Origin of the sequence: Peredibacter sp. HCB2-198 (genome assembly GCF_045999315.1) — a bacterium.
In the GTDB taxonomy this organism is placed as follows: domain Bacteria; phylum Bdellovibrionota; class Bacteriovoracia; order Bacteriovoracales; family Bacteriovoracaceae; genus Peredibacter.
Window position 1 is genome coordinate 1552146 of record NZ_CP174607.1, and the last position, 13891, is coordinate 1566036.

A 13891-nucleotide genomic window follows, 5' to 3' on the forward strand; every position below is an offset into this window, starting at 1 on the left:
TCTCTATGGTTCTACTTTCACTAGATGGAAGTAGAACTACTTTTTAAAGCATTCCAGCTTATGAACTAAACGCCCATCGACCGTCGAAATTTGTAAGCGACCATCTTTGGAGAATTCTGCCGTACTAATCGACCCTCTGGTATAGTCTGGCTCTTCTGTAATGCTGGCAAAATATGGGCCGTCTTTTTTATTTCCACTTAAAGTGAATCCACGTCCATCTAAATCTGTTGTGAGAGAAATATGAACTGGATTTTCGGTTTCTACTGTTAGAGCTTTTTTCTCCTGTCTCGCTGATCCATCAGGAAAACTTTCAAAAACCTGGGCCGTACATTCAATGGACTGAGCTTGGGCCGTTGCTATAACTAATGAGAGTGCAATGAATAAAAAAAGACGCATATGTATTCTCCTCTTAATAGCATGACTAAGAGAATTCTAAATGACAATAAGGCCTCTAAAAATCCTGTACACGTTTGATCTCAGTTCGTTTTAGACCACCCCATAAATAAAATAACAACCCCAAATTGAAGAGGATAATCAAGCTTTTTAAGAGGTCGCGCCTCTTAATAAATTCAACTAAACTTTTTTGCAAGATAGGAGAGCTTGTCGTCTTTAACTGCCAGATACGCAACTAAAACAAGGGCGCTCTTGAGAAGTTCGAACAATGCAATGGCCCTTTTTGCGGTAAGTTCTTGCATCATGCAGAGATCATAGGAGGTGAGAACAAATGAAGTAAATACACCAAGATTCATAAATTTGGCCGATATAAAATTTTGTAAGCTTTCTACTTAAGTCAATATTGCTTTGGTGAGGAACTCTTATGGAGTTGAGTGTTAACTTTGAAATGGCCCTTAGATTGATCATCTCCTTTTGCATAGGGGCGGCGATTGGGCTTGAGCGTGAGTATCATAGTAAGGCGGCCGGTCTTAGAACAATGATCATGGTCTGTTTAGGGTCCACCATATTTTCTGCACTATCACTTCATATGGGCGCTAATGGTAGTCCAGATCGAATCGCTGCTTCGATTGTGACAGGTATTGGTTTTTTAGGTGCGGGAGTTATTTTCAAGGAAGGTCTGACTGTAACGGGAATTACAACTGCCACAACTACCTGGATGTGCGCGGCCCTGGGAACAGCAGTAGGCGCCGGAGAGTACTTTATTTCAATTTTTGGCTCCATTATTGTCATGTTTGTTTTGATTCTTTTAGGGAGATTTCAGATCCTGATAGAAGAGTGGCACCAGGTTCGGTCGTACCAAATTGTTCTTAAATTTACGCCAGCACAGAATGCTAGTACTGTGCTTGAAGAAAGTTTCAAGCTTCATTCAATAGAGTTCAAAAAGCTAAAAGACTACAAAGAGAGGGAATCTCTGATCCTCGTGTATGAACTGTCTGGGCGAATGATGAGTTTTGATAAATTGAACAATGACTTGAAATTGAAACAGGAAATTTTATCATTCATTTATTAAAAATAAAAAGGGGCCCGAAGGCCCCTCTCAAGGTTATTGTTGGTTTTCACTGCAGATAACACGTCTAACAAACTGTCGATCAAATTCATCTCTAGATGAGATATGAAGATAGCTGTAATGTATAGTCGCGCCAGGAGATGCTGAAAAGCTAGGAGAGTACAATTTTGAAGAAAGGTTTTGGTCCCAGAAATCTTCATTTTCGTTCTCATTTGCCCACACATTGTCCAGACTGTAGCTATGGCTCAGCCCCACGTAGTTAAGTAGTCCTGATTCCACTTTAAGATTTAGCTGGGTAGTGAAGTTCACTTCCTCGCAAAAATTTGCGGCCGTCATTCCAAAAGTTGGAATGTATGTTGGTGCATTGTAGGCATTAATGATAAGGGGCTTTTTAATCACAAACTCGTCATTAACTGACCCACCAACCATTGTGATGCGTTCTATTTTATCCATACGCATGATTTGTGCGTCAGTAAGCGATGTTTTTCTTGCTCGGTCGTGATCATAGTAACTCATTCCGCAGCCATTGTTACAAGGATCACCATTATTTGGGCAGGCTTCTTCGTATGACATAAATGTCTCTGCACCGGTGTTCGGATTAAATAAACGATACGGTGTTTGAGTCGTTGAGAAAGTCACCCCTGAAGTACACTGACCATTGCTGTCATACATTGGTCCTTTTACCAGATAAACTGTCATCGAAGATGAATTACCTGGAAAAATCTGGTGTCCACTTGCGGCGGTTAGGGTGAGTGATTCATTGCCTGTAAAGTTATGGGCCTTATCATCATCCATATAAAAGTTTAAATTCATCGAGTATGAATCTACGCCTGTATTAGAGGTTTTATTATAGGCAGTATTGTAGAGCGCCTCTGTTTCAATCCAATAATCAAATGTTCTTCTATTTCCTAGAAGATCGTATTTTAATTCGATGTTATCATATTTCAGTGTCATGTCTTCTGAGCCTTTCAACACACCATTGAGATAGAAGTTGAAACTAATTAATGCAACTTTGTTGATTTCATCGTATTTGATCAGTGTGATGTCTTTCAATGACACATTTTCGAACTTAATGGCTCCTTTGAATGCAGGGTCAAGACATTCAGATCTTGATTCCGCTTCATCGTGGTCATCTAGATCTCGGCAAAACCAGCTCCAAACTCCGGCATCACCGCTATTTCCATTTTCTTGATAATTGGCATGAAAATAAGGGGCAAAGGCCGCATATAAAGTGTCCACATCACATGCGCCACCATTATCTACTGGAGCACCATTACAAGAAACAAAACTTGAATGAAGAGCTGCGAGCGAGTTCATTCGTGCACGGATTTGATCCAGCACTGAAAGCTGTTCCTTCGCCGTGGTTAACTCTGTTGGAGTGATCGCTACAACAATCGGATCTGATGCACCTGTCACCACATCTGTGATGATAGGTGTGTTACTTCCTTTGAGAGAAATTTCAATTCCGGCGGACGCATCGGGGTTTACAGATATTACGTCGAGGAGACCATCGATTCCTTGGCCAGATCCTGCAACAAAATCTCCATTAAGAAGATCGATGTTACCAGCTGCGATCTTGCCATCACCTAATAATCCAGCATCGATGAATTTTTGAACTAATTCTGTTTTCTCATCTTCTAGCTTTTGATCGCTATATTCAGAGGCCTCGTTTTGAAAGTTTGAAAAGATTGCATCTCCATCAGCATTTCCAAAAACGTTTGCCACGATAGAGTGGGTTAATGGTGTAACGTTTACTTTCTTTCCTTCGGCCAGGGCACTTTGACTTGCCACTGAAATGTATTTTTCTCCGGATGGTGCAATGACTTGAACAAGGTATGGTTCTTGAAGGGCAGAGATATTTGCCGAATAGGTACCACTTGATGAAGTTGTGTCTTCTACAATCTGACCGTTCGAACCTTTAATTCTTACTAATCCACCTGAAATAGGTGCACCGGTTGCGGCCACACCACTAATAATGTTTCCTGAACTTATTTTTCCTGATGACACCTGGCCGCTACAACCTATGAGTTGTAATAGAGTCGTGCCTAGGATAACCGAATTTACGTACTGCTTTTTCATTTTGGTTTGTCCCCGTTAGAAGTTGCTCGCCGACAAATTATCGTCAAAGACAAATTGTGAGTTGAGAGCTATTCTTCAATTGAAGTTTTACTAACGGGTTAGAACATTCATTGAAACGTTTGTTCAATTTAGCGGATTAGTTGGATTGCCACTTCTAAGAGGCGTTTTGATGGAATTGATAAAAAAACAAGTAGTTTGGAATATTCTTGCGAGTAACTAAAAGCGTTTATATCTAAAGGTCTTGAGCGAATTATATAAACTTCGTTGACTCTCATATCTGAGAAAACAAAAACAGGGGTCTTAAAGTATGGCCTTAATCAAATCAATTTAATCATCAGATTATCAAGTTAGGTAAGTTCTGCTTTCGCAACCTTCACCTATTGTAATGGTGATTAGCTCTTTAACTTACTTTTAAAGAACGAACTTCTTTACTTTGATTACCAAGAAAATCTCGAAAGGTTTCGTATAACTTAGACTGGAGACCATTAGATGAATTAATCGCTGTCTGACGATTTAAAGCTCCAATTTTTTCTCTCAATTCTGGGGACGAGATAAGTTCTTGCAATGAATTGCTAAAAGAAGAACTAGAATATGGTTTTAAAATAAATCTTCTACTTTCGCCCTCTATAATTTCACTTGCTCCAACTTCGGAGGTTGTAATGACTGGTAAACCACAACCCATGGCCTCTAATACAACTCTTCCAAACTCCTCAATGTAAGCAGGTAGTACAAATATATCAATGGCATTGTAGTAATCTTGAATATTACTGATAGTTTGATCATGGGTAATTACGGAACCTAAGTTGATGCCAATATCATCTTTCCCAACAATTCTAAAATCGGCCTTTTCTCTTATAGATGCGGGAAGGCAGTTGATGGTCTCTACAAACCTATCCAGGCCTCTTTTTTTAAAATTTCCGGAAGTCACAAGCGCCACAATAACTTTATCTGGAAATTTAAAAGTTCTACGTAGAATGGATCTTTGTTCCGCGGATTGTTTAAAGAAAATATTTTTATTCAGACCAGGATATACAACTTTAATTTGACTGTCTTGAAGACCAAACCTTTTCATTAAATCTTTTTTCATCAACTGAGAATTTGCAATAATATATTTAAACTTCTTATTACGTAATATCTCGCCATGGATTATCGCCATTTCACTATCTGGATTTAAAGGTTTTTTATTAATTAGCTCGCTTGCTAAAAAAACACTGTTGTGAAGTGTAAGCACATCTTGTTCATTGATATCTCCGTGACCAATAGTAAGATCTGGCCTTAGAGAACGTTTGAGTCGCTGAAATTGATAGTTGTACCAACGGCGGCGAATTAATCCGGTGCTTTTAAGCCATGGAAGCAATTTGTGGGGATGAGCTCCCATTTCCATGAGCTGACTTTTGTTCATTGTCATAGAGGCAACATGAACTTCCATACCAAGACTTTTAAAGTACTTGATGTGCTCGAAGACTGTAAGTGCAGAGCCGGAGTTTTTATGCAATTGAAGTGCAGATATCAAAATTTTCTTCATGAAATTTCCTAATAAAATACGAATAAAATTTTATTCAAAATATTCAAAAGACTATTTGTATAGGACTTTGGTTAGGGCACATGACTTTTAGAGATTGAAGCTTTGATTGTCAAAGAAGACTGAGCGTTCTTATGAATGAATAAAGATGTGTAGAAAGGTCTGACGAATTGTCGGGTGCTTCATTCTTTTTGAGTCGCATTATAATAGAAAAGCACCCGAAGGTGCTTTTCTATTTTAGCATGATATCTTCAAACGACGCCAAGCCGGCCTTCGCACCTTCGCCCATAGCGATAATAATCTGCTTATAAGGCACATCAGTTACGTCACCGGCCGCGTAAATACCTGGAACGTTAGTTCGGCATTTGTCATCCACGAGGATTTCACCAAACTTATTCATTTCAACCACGTCTTTTATAAATGAACTGTTTGGTACAAGACCGATCTGAACGAACACACCATCAAGCTCTAATGCTTTCAATTCGCCTGTAGCGCGATCTTCATACTCAAGAGCAGTTACTTTGCCATTATCACCAATCACACGATTCGTACGAGCGTTTTTGATGACTTTCACATTCGGCAGAGATTCTAATTTATCAACCAGAACTTTATCCGCCTTGAGTGTTGGCATGAACTCGAAGACTGTCACAGATTTCACGATGCCTGCGAGGTCAATGGCCGCTTCAATACCTGAGTTACCACCACCAACTACCGCGATGTCTTTACCTTTAAAGTAAGGGCCATCACAGTGAGGACAGAAGGCCACACCCCGACCTAAGTATTCCTTCTCTCCTGGAATATTTAGCTCTCTCCATTTCGCACCAGTTGCTACGATTAGTGACTTAGTATGAAGAAACTCGCCACTTTCAAGTTCGATTCGCTTATTGGAACCTTCACCAACAGTCTTTACGCGACGGTGTTCAAGAATCTTAATATCATAATCCGAGATATGGGCCATGAGCTGGGCCGCGAGTTGTGGACCTTCGGTATATTTAATCCCAATAAGGTTTTCAATTCCCTTAGTGTCTTGAACCTGACCACCAATCCTCTCAGCGATGATCGCTGTTCTAAGACCTTTACGTGCTGAATAGATTGCCGATGAAGCGCCGGCCGGACCGGCTCCTACAACCACCACATCAAACTCACCAAGATCAAGTGAGTTTGGATCGCTTGAAACTGATTCATCAATACCAAGTTCTTTTTCTAGTTTAGTAATAAGATCCACAAGACCGATTTTTCCGGAACTCACGAGCTTATCGCCAACCATGACACTTGGAACCCCTTGGATACCAAGTCTTTGAACTTCATCTTGAACAAGGCCACCATCAATCATGGTGTGTTTGAAATCAGGTTTGTGAAGGGCCATGATGTTCAAGGCCTGAACGACTTCAGGACAATTTTCGCAACTTAAAGAAATATAAGTGCGAATATCCACACTGCCTTTAAGACGTTTTACTCGATGTAGGATGGAATCATCAGGTAATTTGCCTTTTCCGTCAGCGTTTAAAATTGCGAGAACCAGGGAAGTAAACTCATGTCCACCAGGAACACCTAAAAAAGTAATGCCAGTCTCTCGACCACCATGACCCAAAGTTAGCTTTGGTACTTCAGAATTCTCAGAAGATTCCTTTACGAGGATCTTGTCAGATGTTGAAGCTAACGACTTAATCAGGTCGAGCAGATCTTTTTGCTTCTCATGACTTGATTGAGCGTAAGTAAGTGTCACTTCATTCTCAAGCGCCTTATAAACGTTCTTTAGTTGTTCTAAAATATTACTGTCTAACATAACAAACCTTTTAAAAGTGAGGCCCCGTTCGGGGCCTCGTTCTTTCATCTTTTAACTTAGATTTTACCAACGAGGTCTAGACCTGGTTTTAAAGTTTCTGCACCTGGCTTCCACTTAGCAGGACATACTTCGTTTGGATGATTACGAATGAATTGTGCCGCTTGTACCTTACGAAGAAGCTCGTCAGCGTTACGGCCAATTCCGTTATCTTGAATTTCTGCTAGTTTGATTTTTCCATCTGGATCCACTAGGAATGTTCCGCGGTAGGCGAGACCTTCTTCTTCGATATAAACACCGAAGGCGCGAGATAGGGCACCAGTTGGATCAGCTAACATAGGGTAGTTGATCTTCTTAATTGAATCAGAAGTGTCGTGCCAAGCTTTGTGCGTAAAGTGTGTATCAGTACTTACTGAGTAAACTTCGACACCCATCTTTTTGAACTCTTCATATTTCTCGGCAACGTCCACAAGTTCAGTTGGACACACAAATGTGAAGTCAGCGGGATAGAAAAAGAACACGGCCCATTTGCCTTCGATGTCCTTATTAGTAACAGTTCTGAATTCGTTTTTGTGATATACTTGTGCTTTAAATTCCGGGACTTTTGTATTGATAATTGTGTTCATGTAGATCCTCCTGTTTTTTGGATATGTTCACAGGACTGATCTTCGTACAAATCAGATTTTTCATCCAATATTTGATTTTTATGAGGTGATAGACAAAACCTATGATGCGACTAACTTGTCGAATTTATTTGTCTTTTTTACAGAGTGCCGCGGTCCCCTTAATGCTATCATCTTTGCATGCCTCTTTGATGATCTCTTCTTGTGCAGAACCAACCATCTCTGTTACATCGAGAAACTTAACTTCAGCAGTCTTTCGTTTTCCATCTCTAAAAAACTCAATCACAAACTTTTCGGCATTTGAATTTCGATGAGATTGATAAAGTTCAACCACTTTTTCAACACGAGTTCCATTTCCTTTGATGATGATGTCTCCTACCTGAAGTGTTTTCTTATTAGGGGAGTCCGGAAGAATCTCTTCAATTTGAACTCCGCCTTTAACATCTTTCATGAGATTTTTCATGTCGGCCGCTGATAGTCCTTTAAAAGACATCCGTGCATCTTGTGCTTTATTCACGCATTCAAAATAAACATCAAATTGCGGAATCGTTTTTACATCTGTGGTTGTCTGCGTGTTCATGGGCCCATATGCCCCATACATACTGACGCCCGCACCATAGGCACCATATCTTCCATAATAGGGAGAGACCCCATAGTAATAAGTTGGTGCATAGGTATTGGTTTGAGTGACCTCTTTATCGAATGTAGTGTCTCTAATTGTGAGAATATGAGTGTAGGGACTATTCATTTCTTTACATAATTCAATCGCATGAAACTTAGCATATAGTTGGGCCTTCTCTTTCTTCGTCGACGAGTTTCCCTGGAAAGATGACACTCTTAGATTTTGATCAATCATTTTGTCTGAATAACCAGATTTTCCAGTGCTCTCTTTGTAGGTGACCGGTTCTGAGGCGCAACCTAGAAGAGCAAGAAAAGACAAATAGGCGATTGATTTCATGCAAGAATCCTTTGCTAGAGAACTGCTTCTGTAGACTTTCGCAAAATCAAATTTCAGTAAAGTAGCATGGCGATAGTGATCTACTTTTCTATTCTTAGGACAAGTTTAAGTTCATGGAGGTTTGCGTGATTATTTACAATAGATGTCATGAAGGCCCTAATCTTCCTTTTGTTATTGTTTAAATTAACTTTAAGTTTTGCCCAAGAGCAGAGAAGTGATGACAATAATCAAGAAGAACAAGAAAGGCCGGCCGTAGAACAAACAAGTGATACCCAACGTCGTCCACAACAGCAGCAGGACAAAATTCAAGTGGAGTGTGTATGTCCAGCTCCTGCTCCTCAAGAGCAAGAGGAGGTCGAACAACAGGAAGCTCCTCCTCAAATCTTCCCTGATAATGCAGTCTTCAATATAACACCAGCTGCGCCAGAAGCACCCGTTGCTGAAGAACAAGAGAAGGAAGAATTCGATCTTCCTCCTGGATACCTCCAGAAGTTACCTCCTGGCTTTAGCAATGATCAGTATAAGCGAATTGAATCGTATTAATGGCCGTGATCCGAACCTTCAATATCTCCAATGGTACCCATTTTACCTTGCTGGAAATCCATAAAGGCCTGATGGATGTCCGCTTCAGAGTTCATGACGAATGGACCATAACCAACAACTGGCTCACGAATAGGCTCTCCACCCATGAAGAGAACTTTACTATCGGCGAGAGCTTTAATGGTGAAGGTAGCATTCTCAGGATCAAGGACTCCAAGCTCTGCTTCCTTAATAGTTTCTCCACTTTCAACTTGGACTTCACCGCTTAAAACAAAGATGGCCGCAGTGTGGCCGGCGGGCACTGTATAAGTAGAACTTTTACCTGCATTTAATTTGAGGTCCCAAAGATTAATGGGAGTAAAAGTAATGGCCGGCCCTTGAGCACTTTCATATCTTCCTGCAATGACTCTGATGGAGCCTGCACCGTCTGGTAAATCGAGTTTTGGAATGTCCTCATTCTTAATTCCTTGATAGCGAGGCTTCGTCATTTTATCTTTCTTAGGAAGATTGACCCAAAGTTGAACCATCTCAAATGGTCCGCCTTGTTTTGAATAAACTGGACCATGAAATTCTTCATGAACAAGTCCCGAAGCGGCCGTCATCCATTGCACATCTCCGTCTTGAATAATTCCACCACCTCCCGCTGAGTCTCGATGCTCGACTTCACCAGAGTAGACAATAGTTACTGTTTCAAAACCACGATGGGGATGAGAACCAACACCACGTTTCTTATCCGAAGGACTAAAATTGGCAGGCCCAGCGTAGTCCATGAGAAGAAATGGTGAAATGTCTTTGGCAATATTGTGATAGCTAAAAATGGATCTGACAGGAAACCCATCACCGACCCAGTGACGTTCATTATTTCGTTGAGAAAAAAGTAGCTTTTTCATTGGTGGGCTCCTTTGATAAACACCTCATCTTACCCCTTTCAGGATGAAACTAAAATAGCAACTGACTAAGACGGATTTTTACGTAACGAGCCTTTCAAAAGAGTGAAAAATTCGGGATTATAGGTTGGAGGTAAACTATGGAATCATTCGGCAAACTACACCAACAACTTTTAGAACTGCATAAGACTCTTCTTCAGTATCAGGGAAGGATTATGGAGGTTAAACTTGAGAAACATTTAGGACCCTATGATTTATGGCATTTATCTCTAAATGATGAAAACTTCGTTTGGCTTCGTAAGATTTCCGAGATCATTGTGGAAATGGATGAGCTGAATGAGGCCAAGGATAAAGACCCTCAAATCTTTACCAAAATCCGAGGCGATTTAAAGAATCTGTTTTTTCCTTTGGAAAAGGGGAGCTCAGATTTTGATACCCGTCTGACTGAGGCCCTGGAGAAAGACCCGCATATCTGTCTTCAAATGGGCAAACTCAAAGGACTTTTAGGCTAACGTAAAGCATTGTAATTCAGAAACTCTGCAGTTTTAGGCTTCACCAATAATTGCGAAGTCAGTATACTCATCGCATGAAAAAAACAATCTTAAGCGGCAGTACAGTAACAGGTGATCTTACTCTAGGAAATTATATTGGAGCGATCAATAACTGGACCAAGCTTCAAGATGATTATGATTGTCTCTACTTCCTTGCCAACCTTCACGCATTGACGGTTTATCAAGATCCAAAAGTTCTTGAAGAGAGAACATTTAGTTTCTTTGCTCAGTACCTGGCACTTGGTCTTGATCCAAAGAAAAATATTATTTTCGTACAATCTCAGGTTCACGAGCACACTGAGCTTTCATGGATTCTTACTTGTCTCACTCCAATGGGATATCTGAATCGTATGACTCAGTTCAAGGACAAGTCTGAGAAACATCCTAAGAACATCAACGCTGGTCTTTATACATATCCGGTTCTTATGGCCGCAGATATTCTTCTTTATCAAGCTGACCTCGTTCCGGTGGGTGAAGATCAAAGACAACACCTAGAGCTTACTCGTGACATCGTGGGCTTCTGGCAGAATCGTTATGGCGAAGGTGTTTTCAAAATGCCTGATGCTTACGTTGGTAAGATGGGTGCAAGAATCATGGCCCTTCAGGACCCTGAGAAGAAAATGTCTAAGTCGGATGACAACGATAAGAACTTTGTTTCGATCATTGATGACTTCAAAAAAATCGAAAAAAAGATCAAAGGTGCTACAACGGATTCTGGAACTGAAATAAAGTTCGATCCAGAAAACAAGGCCGGTCTTTCTAACCTTATGACGATCTATTCAGTTCTCAGTGGCAAAACCACAGAACAGATTGAAAAAGATTATGAAGGGAAGATGTACGGTCACCTTAAAGTTGATCTCGCTGACTTGGTTGTTTCTACTCTTAAACCAGTTCGTGAGAAGTATGATGATCTGATGAAGAACAAAGATTATTTAGATCAACTCATGAAAGAGGGTGCTGATAGAGCGGCCGCTCGTGCTCGCGTGACTTTGGATAACGTCTACAAAACTGTAGGTATTCTTCCTCGTCGATGACACTTTTGGTTTTGTGAAGGACTTTATTTCGTAGATTTAATTCCGCGAATGATATTATCAATACGATGGGCCGCATCGACGATTTTTCGAATGGCAGTTTTTTGTAGCTCGATGTCTTCAGAGTGTTCTTCTGCCAAAGAATTCAAAAGATAAGCATTCCCGAGAATGATTGTGAGTGGATTATTAATTTCATGTGCCACTTGTCTTGGATGATGGTCCTGCGTTCTTTCTTCTTCAAGAAGAGTCTCTAGATGTTTAATCTTTTCTTTTGAGTAAAGCGTCTTCGAAACGCTGTGTGATGCAATCTTTAAAAGATTTTTGTCTGACTGACGCCAGGGCTTTTTATTTTCGACTTGCTCCAAGCATAAAACTCCAATCGTATATTCGTTTGAACTAAGAGGCACATCTAGAATGTGATGGATGCTTGTGGCCGTTAGATTTGGTTTTGCATTAAGTGATTTAAAGTAGACCACATAATCGTTTACTCCCAATGTTTTACCAGAAGTATGTGTCCCTGTTGTTCTATCGAATTGACTTTTGCAAATGATGGCGGACTGATCATCGTTGAATAACCAAATAGATGCCCGATCCACTTGAAAGAAATCAGTTAATGAAGCGGTCAGGGTTTGGAAGAACTTTTCAACATCCCCCTGATCAAATTCTAACGAATCCAGAAGATTTGTAATCTCGGAATGGTGTGAGTTTGTGGGAGATAAATTCTTTGCCGTACTCATGAAGTATTTTTCGACATTCTGAAAGAAGTTCTTGAGTGGGGCTTTGGATTTTTACTCCAACCAGTTGTCGAGGGGATATGACCCTTATTGTTGATAGTTTTACTTTTTTCGCAATAAAATTAAACATTTGTTCAACGTAGTGCCCTTCAGGAAAAATTATTCTTAAGGGTGGGTAAGCGTTGGCCCAGTATGTTTTCGCGTCTCTTAATCATTTAACAAGCACGTTAAGTTTCAGATTCTACAAAGAGCGTGGTCAGTTCTAATGCAAGTTTAAGCAAATATGCTGCTGTCATTTTATTTTTCCAACGTTTTTTCTCGAAATGTTAAAAACCTCTTTAAGAAATCTTTGTGTGACTAAAATTTTCTTAACAAAGTAACTTCATCACCGCCAGTAACTATTAACCTAAAAAAGGTGGTAAAAATGAAATTTGTTAAAAAGAACGTAAGTCTTCTTCTTGTAGGATCGTTGTTTGCAACAACAACTATCCCTCACAATCTACAAGCTCGTACGCTTACAGATTACAAGGCGAACTTTAAATCAGCTGATAGCAGAGTAGCTGAAGCGTTCGATAAGTTCCGCTATGACATGACTGTTGAATGGGACCAACGTGATCCTTATTTCAAAGAGCATGCTCAACAAGAACTTCAAGAGGCCCTTCTTAAGCTAAAAGATGATGGCGTAAAAGAAGCTGACATCTTGGCCTACATGCAGAAGAACATCCTAGATGGTAAGGCGAAGAAAGATTACGATCGCCTATTGGATGCTTTGAAGAAGCAAAATCTTACTGAAGAAGAAGCTTCTAAAGTTGCTATGAACTACATGGAGAAGAACTATTCTCAAGGTGTAGGTTTCACAGGTGGTGGTTCAAGAAGCTACCGTAAAGTGATGATCGTTGTAGGTCTTATTATCGTAGGTGTTGTAACTTATCTAATCATCAAGCACCACCACGATCACGATGGTCACGATGATCACCACGGAGATGATTCTGATACTTCATCAACAACAACTGTGGATAACTCAACAACGACTACCACAACAACAACGACAGCTGATACAACAACTGTTTCTGTAGATGCTTCAACTACAACATCTACTTCGACATCTACTGCTTCATCTACAACGGGTGATAACGGTAACAATGGTAACAATGGCAACAACGGTAAGAACGGCCGTTCTGGCAACAATGGTAACAACGGTAAAAATGGTAACAACGGTGATAACGGACGTTCTGGACACAATGGTCACAACGGTGACAACGGTAAGAATGGTAACAATGGAGACAATGGCCGTTCTGGACACAATGGTCACAACGGTGACAACGGCAAGAATGGTAACAATGGCGATAATGGCCGTTCAGGTAACAATGGCAACAACGGCAACAACAGCAACAACGGCAACAACGGTAACAACGGTAACAACAGCAACAACGGCAACAACGGTAACAACAGCAACAACGGCAACAACGGCAACAACAGCAACAACGGCAACAACAGCAACAACGGCAACAACGGTAACAACAGCAACAATGGCAACAACGGTAACAACAGCAACAATGGCAACAACGGTAACAACAGCAACAATGGCAACAACGGTAACAATGGTAACAATGGTAACAACAGCAACAACGGCAACAACGGCAACAACGGCAACAACGGCAACAACGGCAACAACGGCCGCGGCCGTAACGGTTAATCTTCCGTCTAGAATATTGGCCAAT

14 protein-coding genes are annotated in these 13891 nt (G+C 40.6%); 5 read left to right on the forward strand and 9 right to left on the reverse strand.

The window, feature by feature from the left end:
- Window positions 1–36 precede the first annotated feature (36 nt).
- Both ACJVC5_RS07840 and ACJVC5_RS07845 read right to left on the reverse strand, forming a co-directional pair.
- A complete protein-coding gene (locus ACJVC5_RS07840) occupies window positions 37–396 on the reverse strand; it encodes a hypothetical protein (protein ID WP_408098816.1) in 360 nt (119 codons plus the stop codon).
- A 173-nt stretch (window positions 397–569) separates the two neighbouring features.
- Complete coding sequence (locus ACJVC5_RS07845) at window positions 570–698, reverse strand: hypothetical protein (RefSeq protein ID WP_408098817.1); 129 nt, start codon at window positions 696–698, stop codon at window positions 570–572.
- Window positions 699–817: 119 nt separating this feature from the next.
- Here ACJVC5_RS07845 and ACJVC5_RS07850 point away from each other — a divergent pair, with 119 nt between their 5' ends.
- The gene (locus tag ACJVC5_RS07850) at window positions 818–1465 is read left to right on the forward strand and encodes an MgtC/SapB family protein (protein WP_408098818.1); all 648 of its coding nucleotides are present in this window, start codon (window positions 818–820) and stop codon (window positions 1463–1465) included.
- Window positions 1466–1498: 33 nt separating this feature from the next.
- Here the strand turns inward: ACJVC5_RS07850 and ACJVC5_RS07855 are convergent, their stop codons facing one another.
- The 5 genes from ACJVC5_RS07855 to ACJVC5_RS07875 all read right to left on the reverse strand — a co-directional run bounded on the left by ACJVC5_RS07855 (window position 1499) and on the right by ACJVC5_RS07875 (window position 8427).
- On the reverse strand, window positions 1499–3541 hold the full coding sequence (locus ACJVC5_RS07855; RefSeq protein ID WP_408098819.1) for a hypothetical protein: 2043 nt from the start codon (window positions 3539–3541) through the stop codon (window positions 1499–1501).
- A 400-nt stretch (window positions 3542–3941) separates the two neighbouring features.
- A complete protein-coding gene (locus tag ACJVC5_RS07860; protein WP_408098820.1) occupies window positions 3942–5066 on the reverse strand; it encodes a glycosyltransferase family 4 protein in 1125 nt (374 codons plus the stop codon).
- A gap of 229 nt (window positions 5067–5295) precedes the next feature.
- The gene (gene ahpF, locus ACJVC5_RS07865; protein WP_408098821.1) at window positions 5296–6849 is read right to left on the reverse strand and encodes an alkyl hydroperoxide reductase subunit F; all 1554 of its coding nucleotides are present in this window, start codon (window positions 6847–6849) and stop codon (window positions 5296–5298) included.
- Window positions 6850–6905: 56 nt separating this feature from the next.
- Window positions 6906–7472: an alkyl hydroperoxide reductase subunit C gene (ahpC, locus tag ACJVC5_RS07870; protein ID WP_408098822.1), complete on the reverse strand. Its 567-nt coding sequence runs from the start codon at window positions 7470–7472 to the stop codon at window positions 6906–6908.
- Window positions 7473–7596: 124 nt separating this feature from the next.
- Entirely contained in the window at window positions 7597–8427 is an 831-nt protein-coding gene (locus ACJVC5_RS07875) for a CC0125/CC1285 family lipoprotein (protein ID WP_408098823.1), read from the reverse strand.
- Window positions 8428–8574: 147 nt separating this feature from the next.
- Between ACJVC5_RS07875 and ACJVC5_RS07880 the strand changes: the two genes are divergently transcribed.
- The gene (locus ACJVC5_RS07880; RefSeq protein ID WP_408098824.1) at window positions 8575–8970 is read left to right on the forward strand and encodes a hypothetical protein; all 396 of its coding nucleotides are present in this window, start codon (window positions 8575–8577) and stop codon (window positions 8968–8970) included.
- Here ACJVC5_RS07880 and ACJVC5_RS07885 read toward each other — a convergent pair.
- A complete protein-coding gene (locus ACJVC5_RS07885) occupies window positions 8967–9857 on the reverse strand; it encodes a pirin family protein (RefSeq protein WP_408098825.1) in 891 nt (296 codons plus the stop codon). The two genes, ACJVC5_RS07880 and ACJVC5_RS07885, sit on opposite strands and share 4 nt — an antisense overlap.
- A gap of 137 nt (window positions 9858–9994) precedes the next feature.
- Between ACJVC5_RS07885 and ACJVC5_RS07890 the strand changes: the two genes are divergently transcribed.
- Entirely contained in the window at window positions 9995–10366 is a 372-nt protein-coding gene (locus tag ACJVC5_RS07890) for a hypothetical protein (RefSeq protein ID WP_408098826.1), read from the forward strand.
- Window positions 10367–10440: 74 nt separating this feature from the next.
- Entirely contained in the window at window positions 10441–11439 is a 999-nt protein-coding gene (gene trpS, locus ACJVC5_RS07895; RefSeq protein ID WP_408098827.1) for a tryptophan--tRNA ligase, read from the forward strand.
- Window positions 11440–11462: 23 nt separating this feature from the next.
- Here the strand turns inward: trpS and ACJVC5_RS07900 are convergent, their stop codons facing one another.
- Window positions 11463–12173 carry a GAF domain-containing protein gene (locus ACJVC5_RS07900; RefSeq protein ID WP_408098828.1) on the reverse strand — a complete coding sequence of 237 codons (711 nt, stop codon included), beginning with the start codon at window positions 12171–12173 and terminating at the stop codon, window positions 11463–11465.
- 421 nt (window positions 12174–12594) lie between these two features.
- Here ACJVC5_RS07900 and ACJVC5_RS07905 point away from each other — a divergent pair, with 421 nt between their 5' ends.
- Window positions 12595–13866 carry a hypothetical protein gene (locus ACJVC5_RS07905; protein ID WP_408098829.1) on the forward strand — a complete coding sequence of 424 codons (1272 nt, stop codon included), beginning with the start codon at window positions 12595–12597 and terminating at the stop codon, window positions 13864–13866.
- Window positions 13867–13891 lie beyond the last annotated feature (25 nt).

Coding starts and splice junctions, on each gene's coding strand:
- ACJVC5_RS07840 (WP_408098816.1), bottom strand. CDS start 396: ATGCGTCTTTTTTTATTCATTGCACTCTCATTAGTTATAGCAACGGCC.
- ACJVC5_RS07845 (WP_408098817.1), bottom strand. CDS start 698: ATGATGCAAGAACTTACCGCAAAAAGGGCCATTGCATTGTTCGAACTT.
- ACJVC5_RS07850 (WP_408098818.1), top strand. CDS start 818: ATGGAGTTGAGTGTTAACTTTGAAATGGCCCTTAGATTGATCATCTCC.
- ACJVC5_RS07855 (WP_408098819.1), bottom strand. CDS start 3,541: ATGAAAAAGCAGTACGTAAATTCGGTTATCCTAGGCACGACTCTATTA.
- ACJVC5_RS07860 (WP_408098820.1), bottom strand. CDS start 5,066: ATGAAGAAAATTTTGATATCTGCACTTCAATTGCATAAAAACTCCGGC.
- ahpF (WP_408098821.1), bottom strand. CDS start 6,849: ATGTTAGACAGTAATATTTTAGAACAACTAAAGAACGTTTATAAGGCG.
- ahpC (WP_408098822.1), bottom strand. CDS start 7,472: ATGAACACAATTATCAATACAAAAGTCCCGGAATTTAAAGCACAAGTA.
- ACJVC5_RS07875 (WP_408098823.1), bottom strand. CDS start 8,427: ATGAAATCAATCGCCTATTTGTCTTTTCTTGCTCTTCTAGGTTGCGCC.
- ACJVC5_RS07880 (WP_408098824.1), top strand. CDS start 8,575: ATGAAGGCCCTAATCTTCCTTTTGTTATTGTTTAAATTAACTTTAAGT.
- ACJVC5_RS07885 (WP_408098825.1), bottom strand. CDS start 9,857: ATGAAAAAGCTACTTTTTTCTCAACGAAATAATGAACGTCACTGGGTC.
- ACJVC5_RS07890 (WP_408098826.1), top strand. CDS start 9,995: ATGGAATCATTCGGCAAACTACACCAACAACTTTTAGAACTGCATAAG.
- trpS (WP_408098827.1), top strand. CDS start 10,441: ATGAAAAAAACAATCTTAAGCGGCAGTACAGTAACAGGTGATCTTACT.
- ACJVC5_RS07900 (WP_408098828.1), bottom strand. CDS start 12,173: ATGAGTACGGCAAAGAATTTATCTCCCACAAACTCACACCATTCCGAG.
- ACJVC5_RS07905 (WP_408098829.1), top strand. CDS start 12,595: ATGAAATTTGTTAAAAAGAACGTAAGTCTTCTTCTTGTAGGATCGTTG.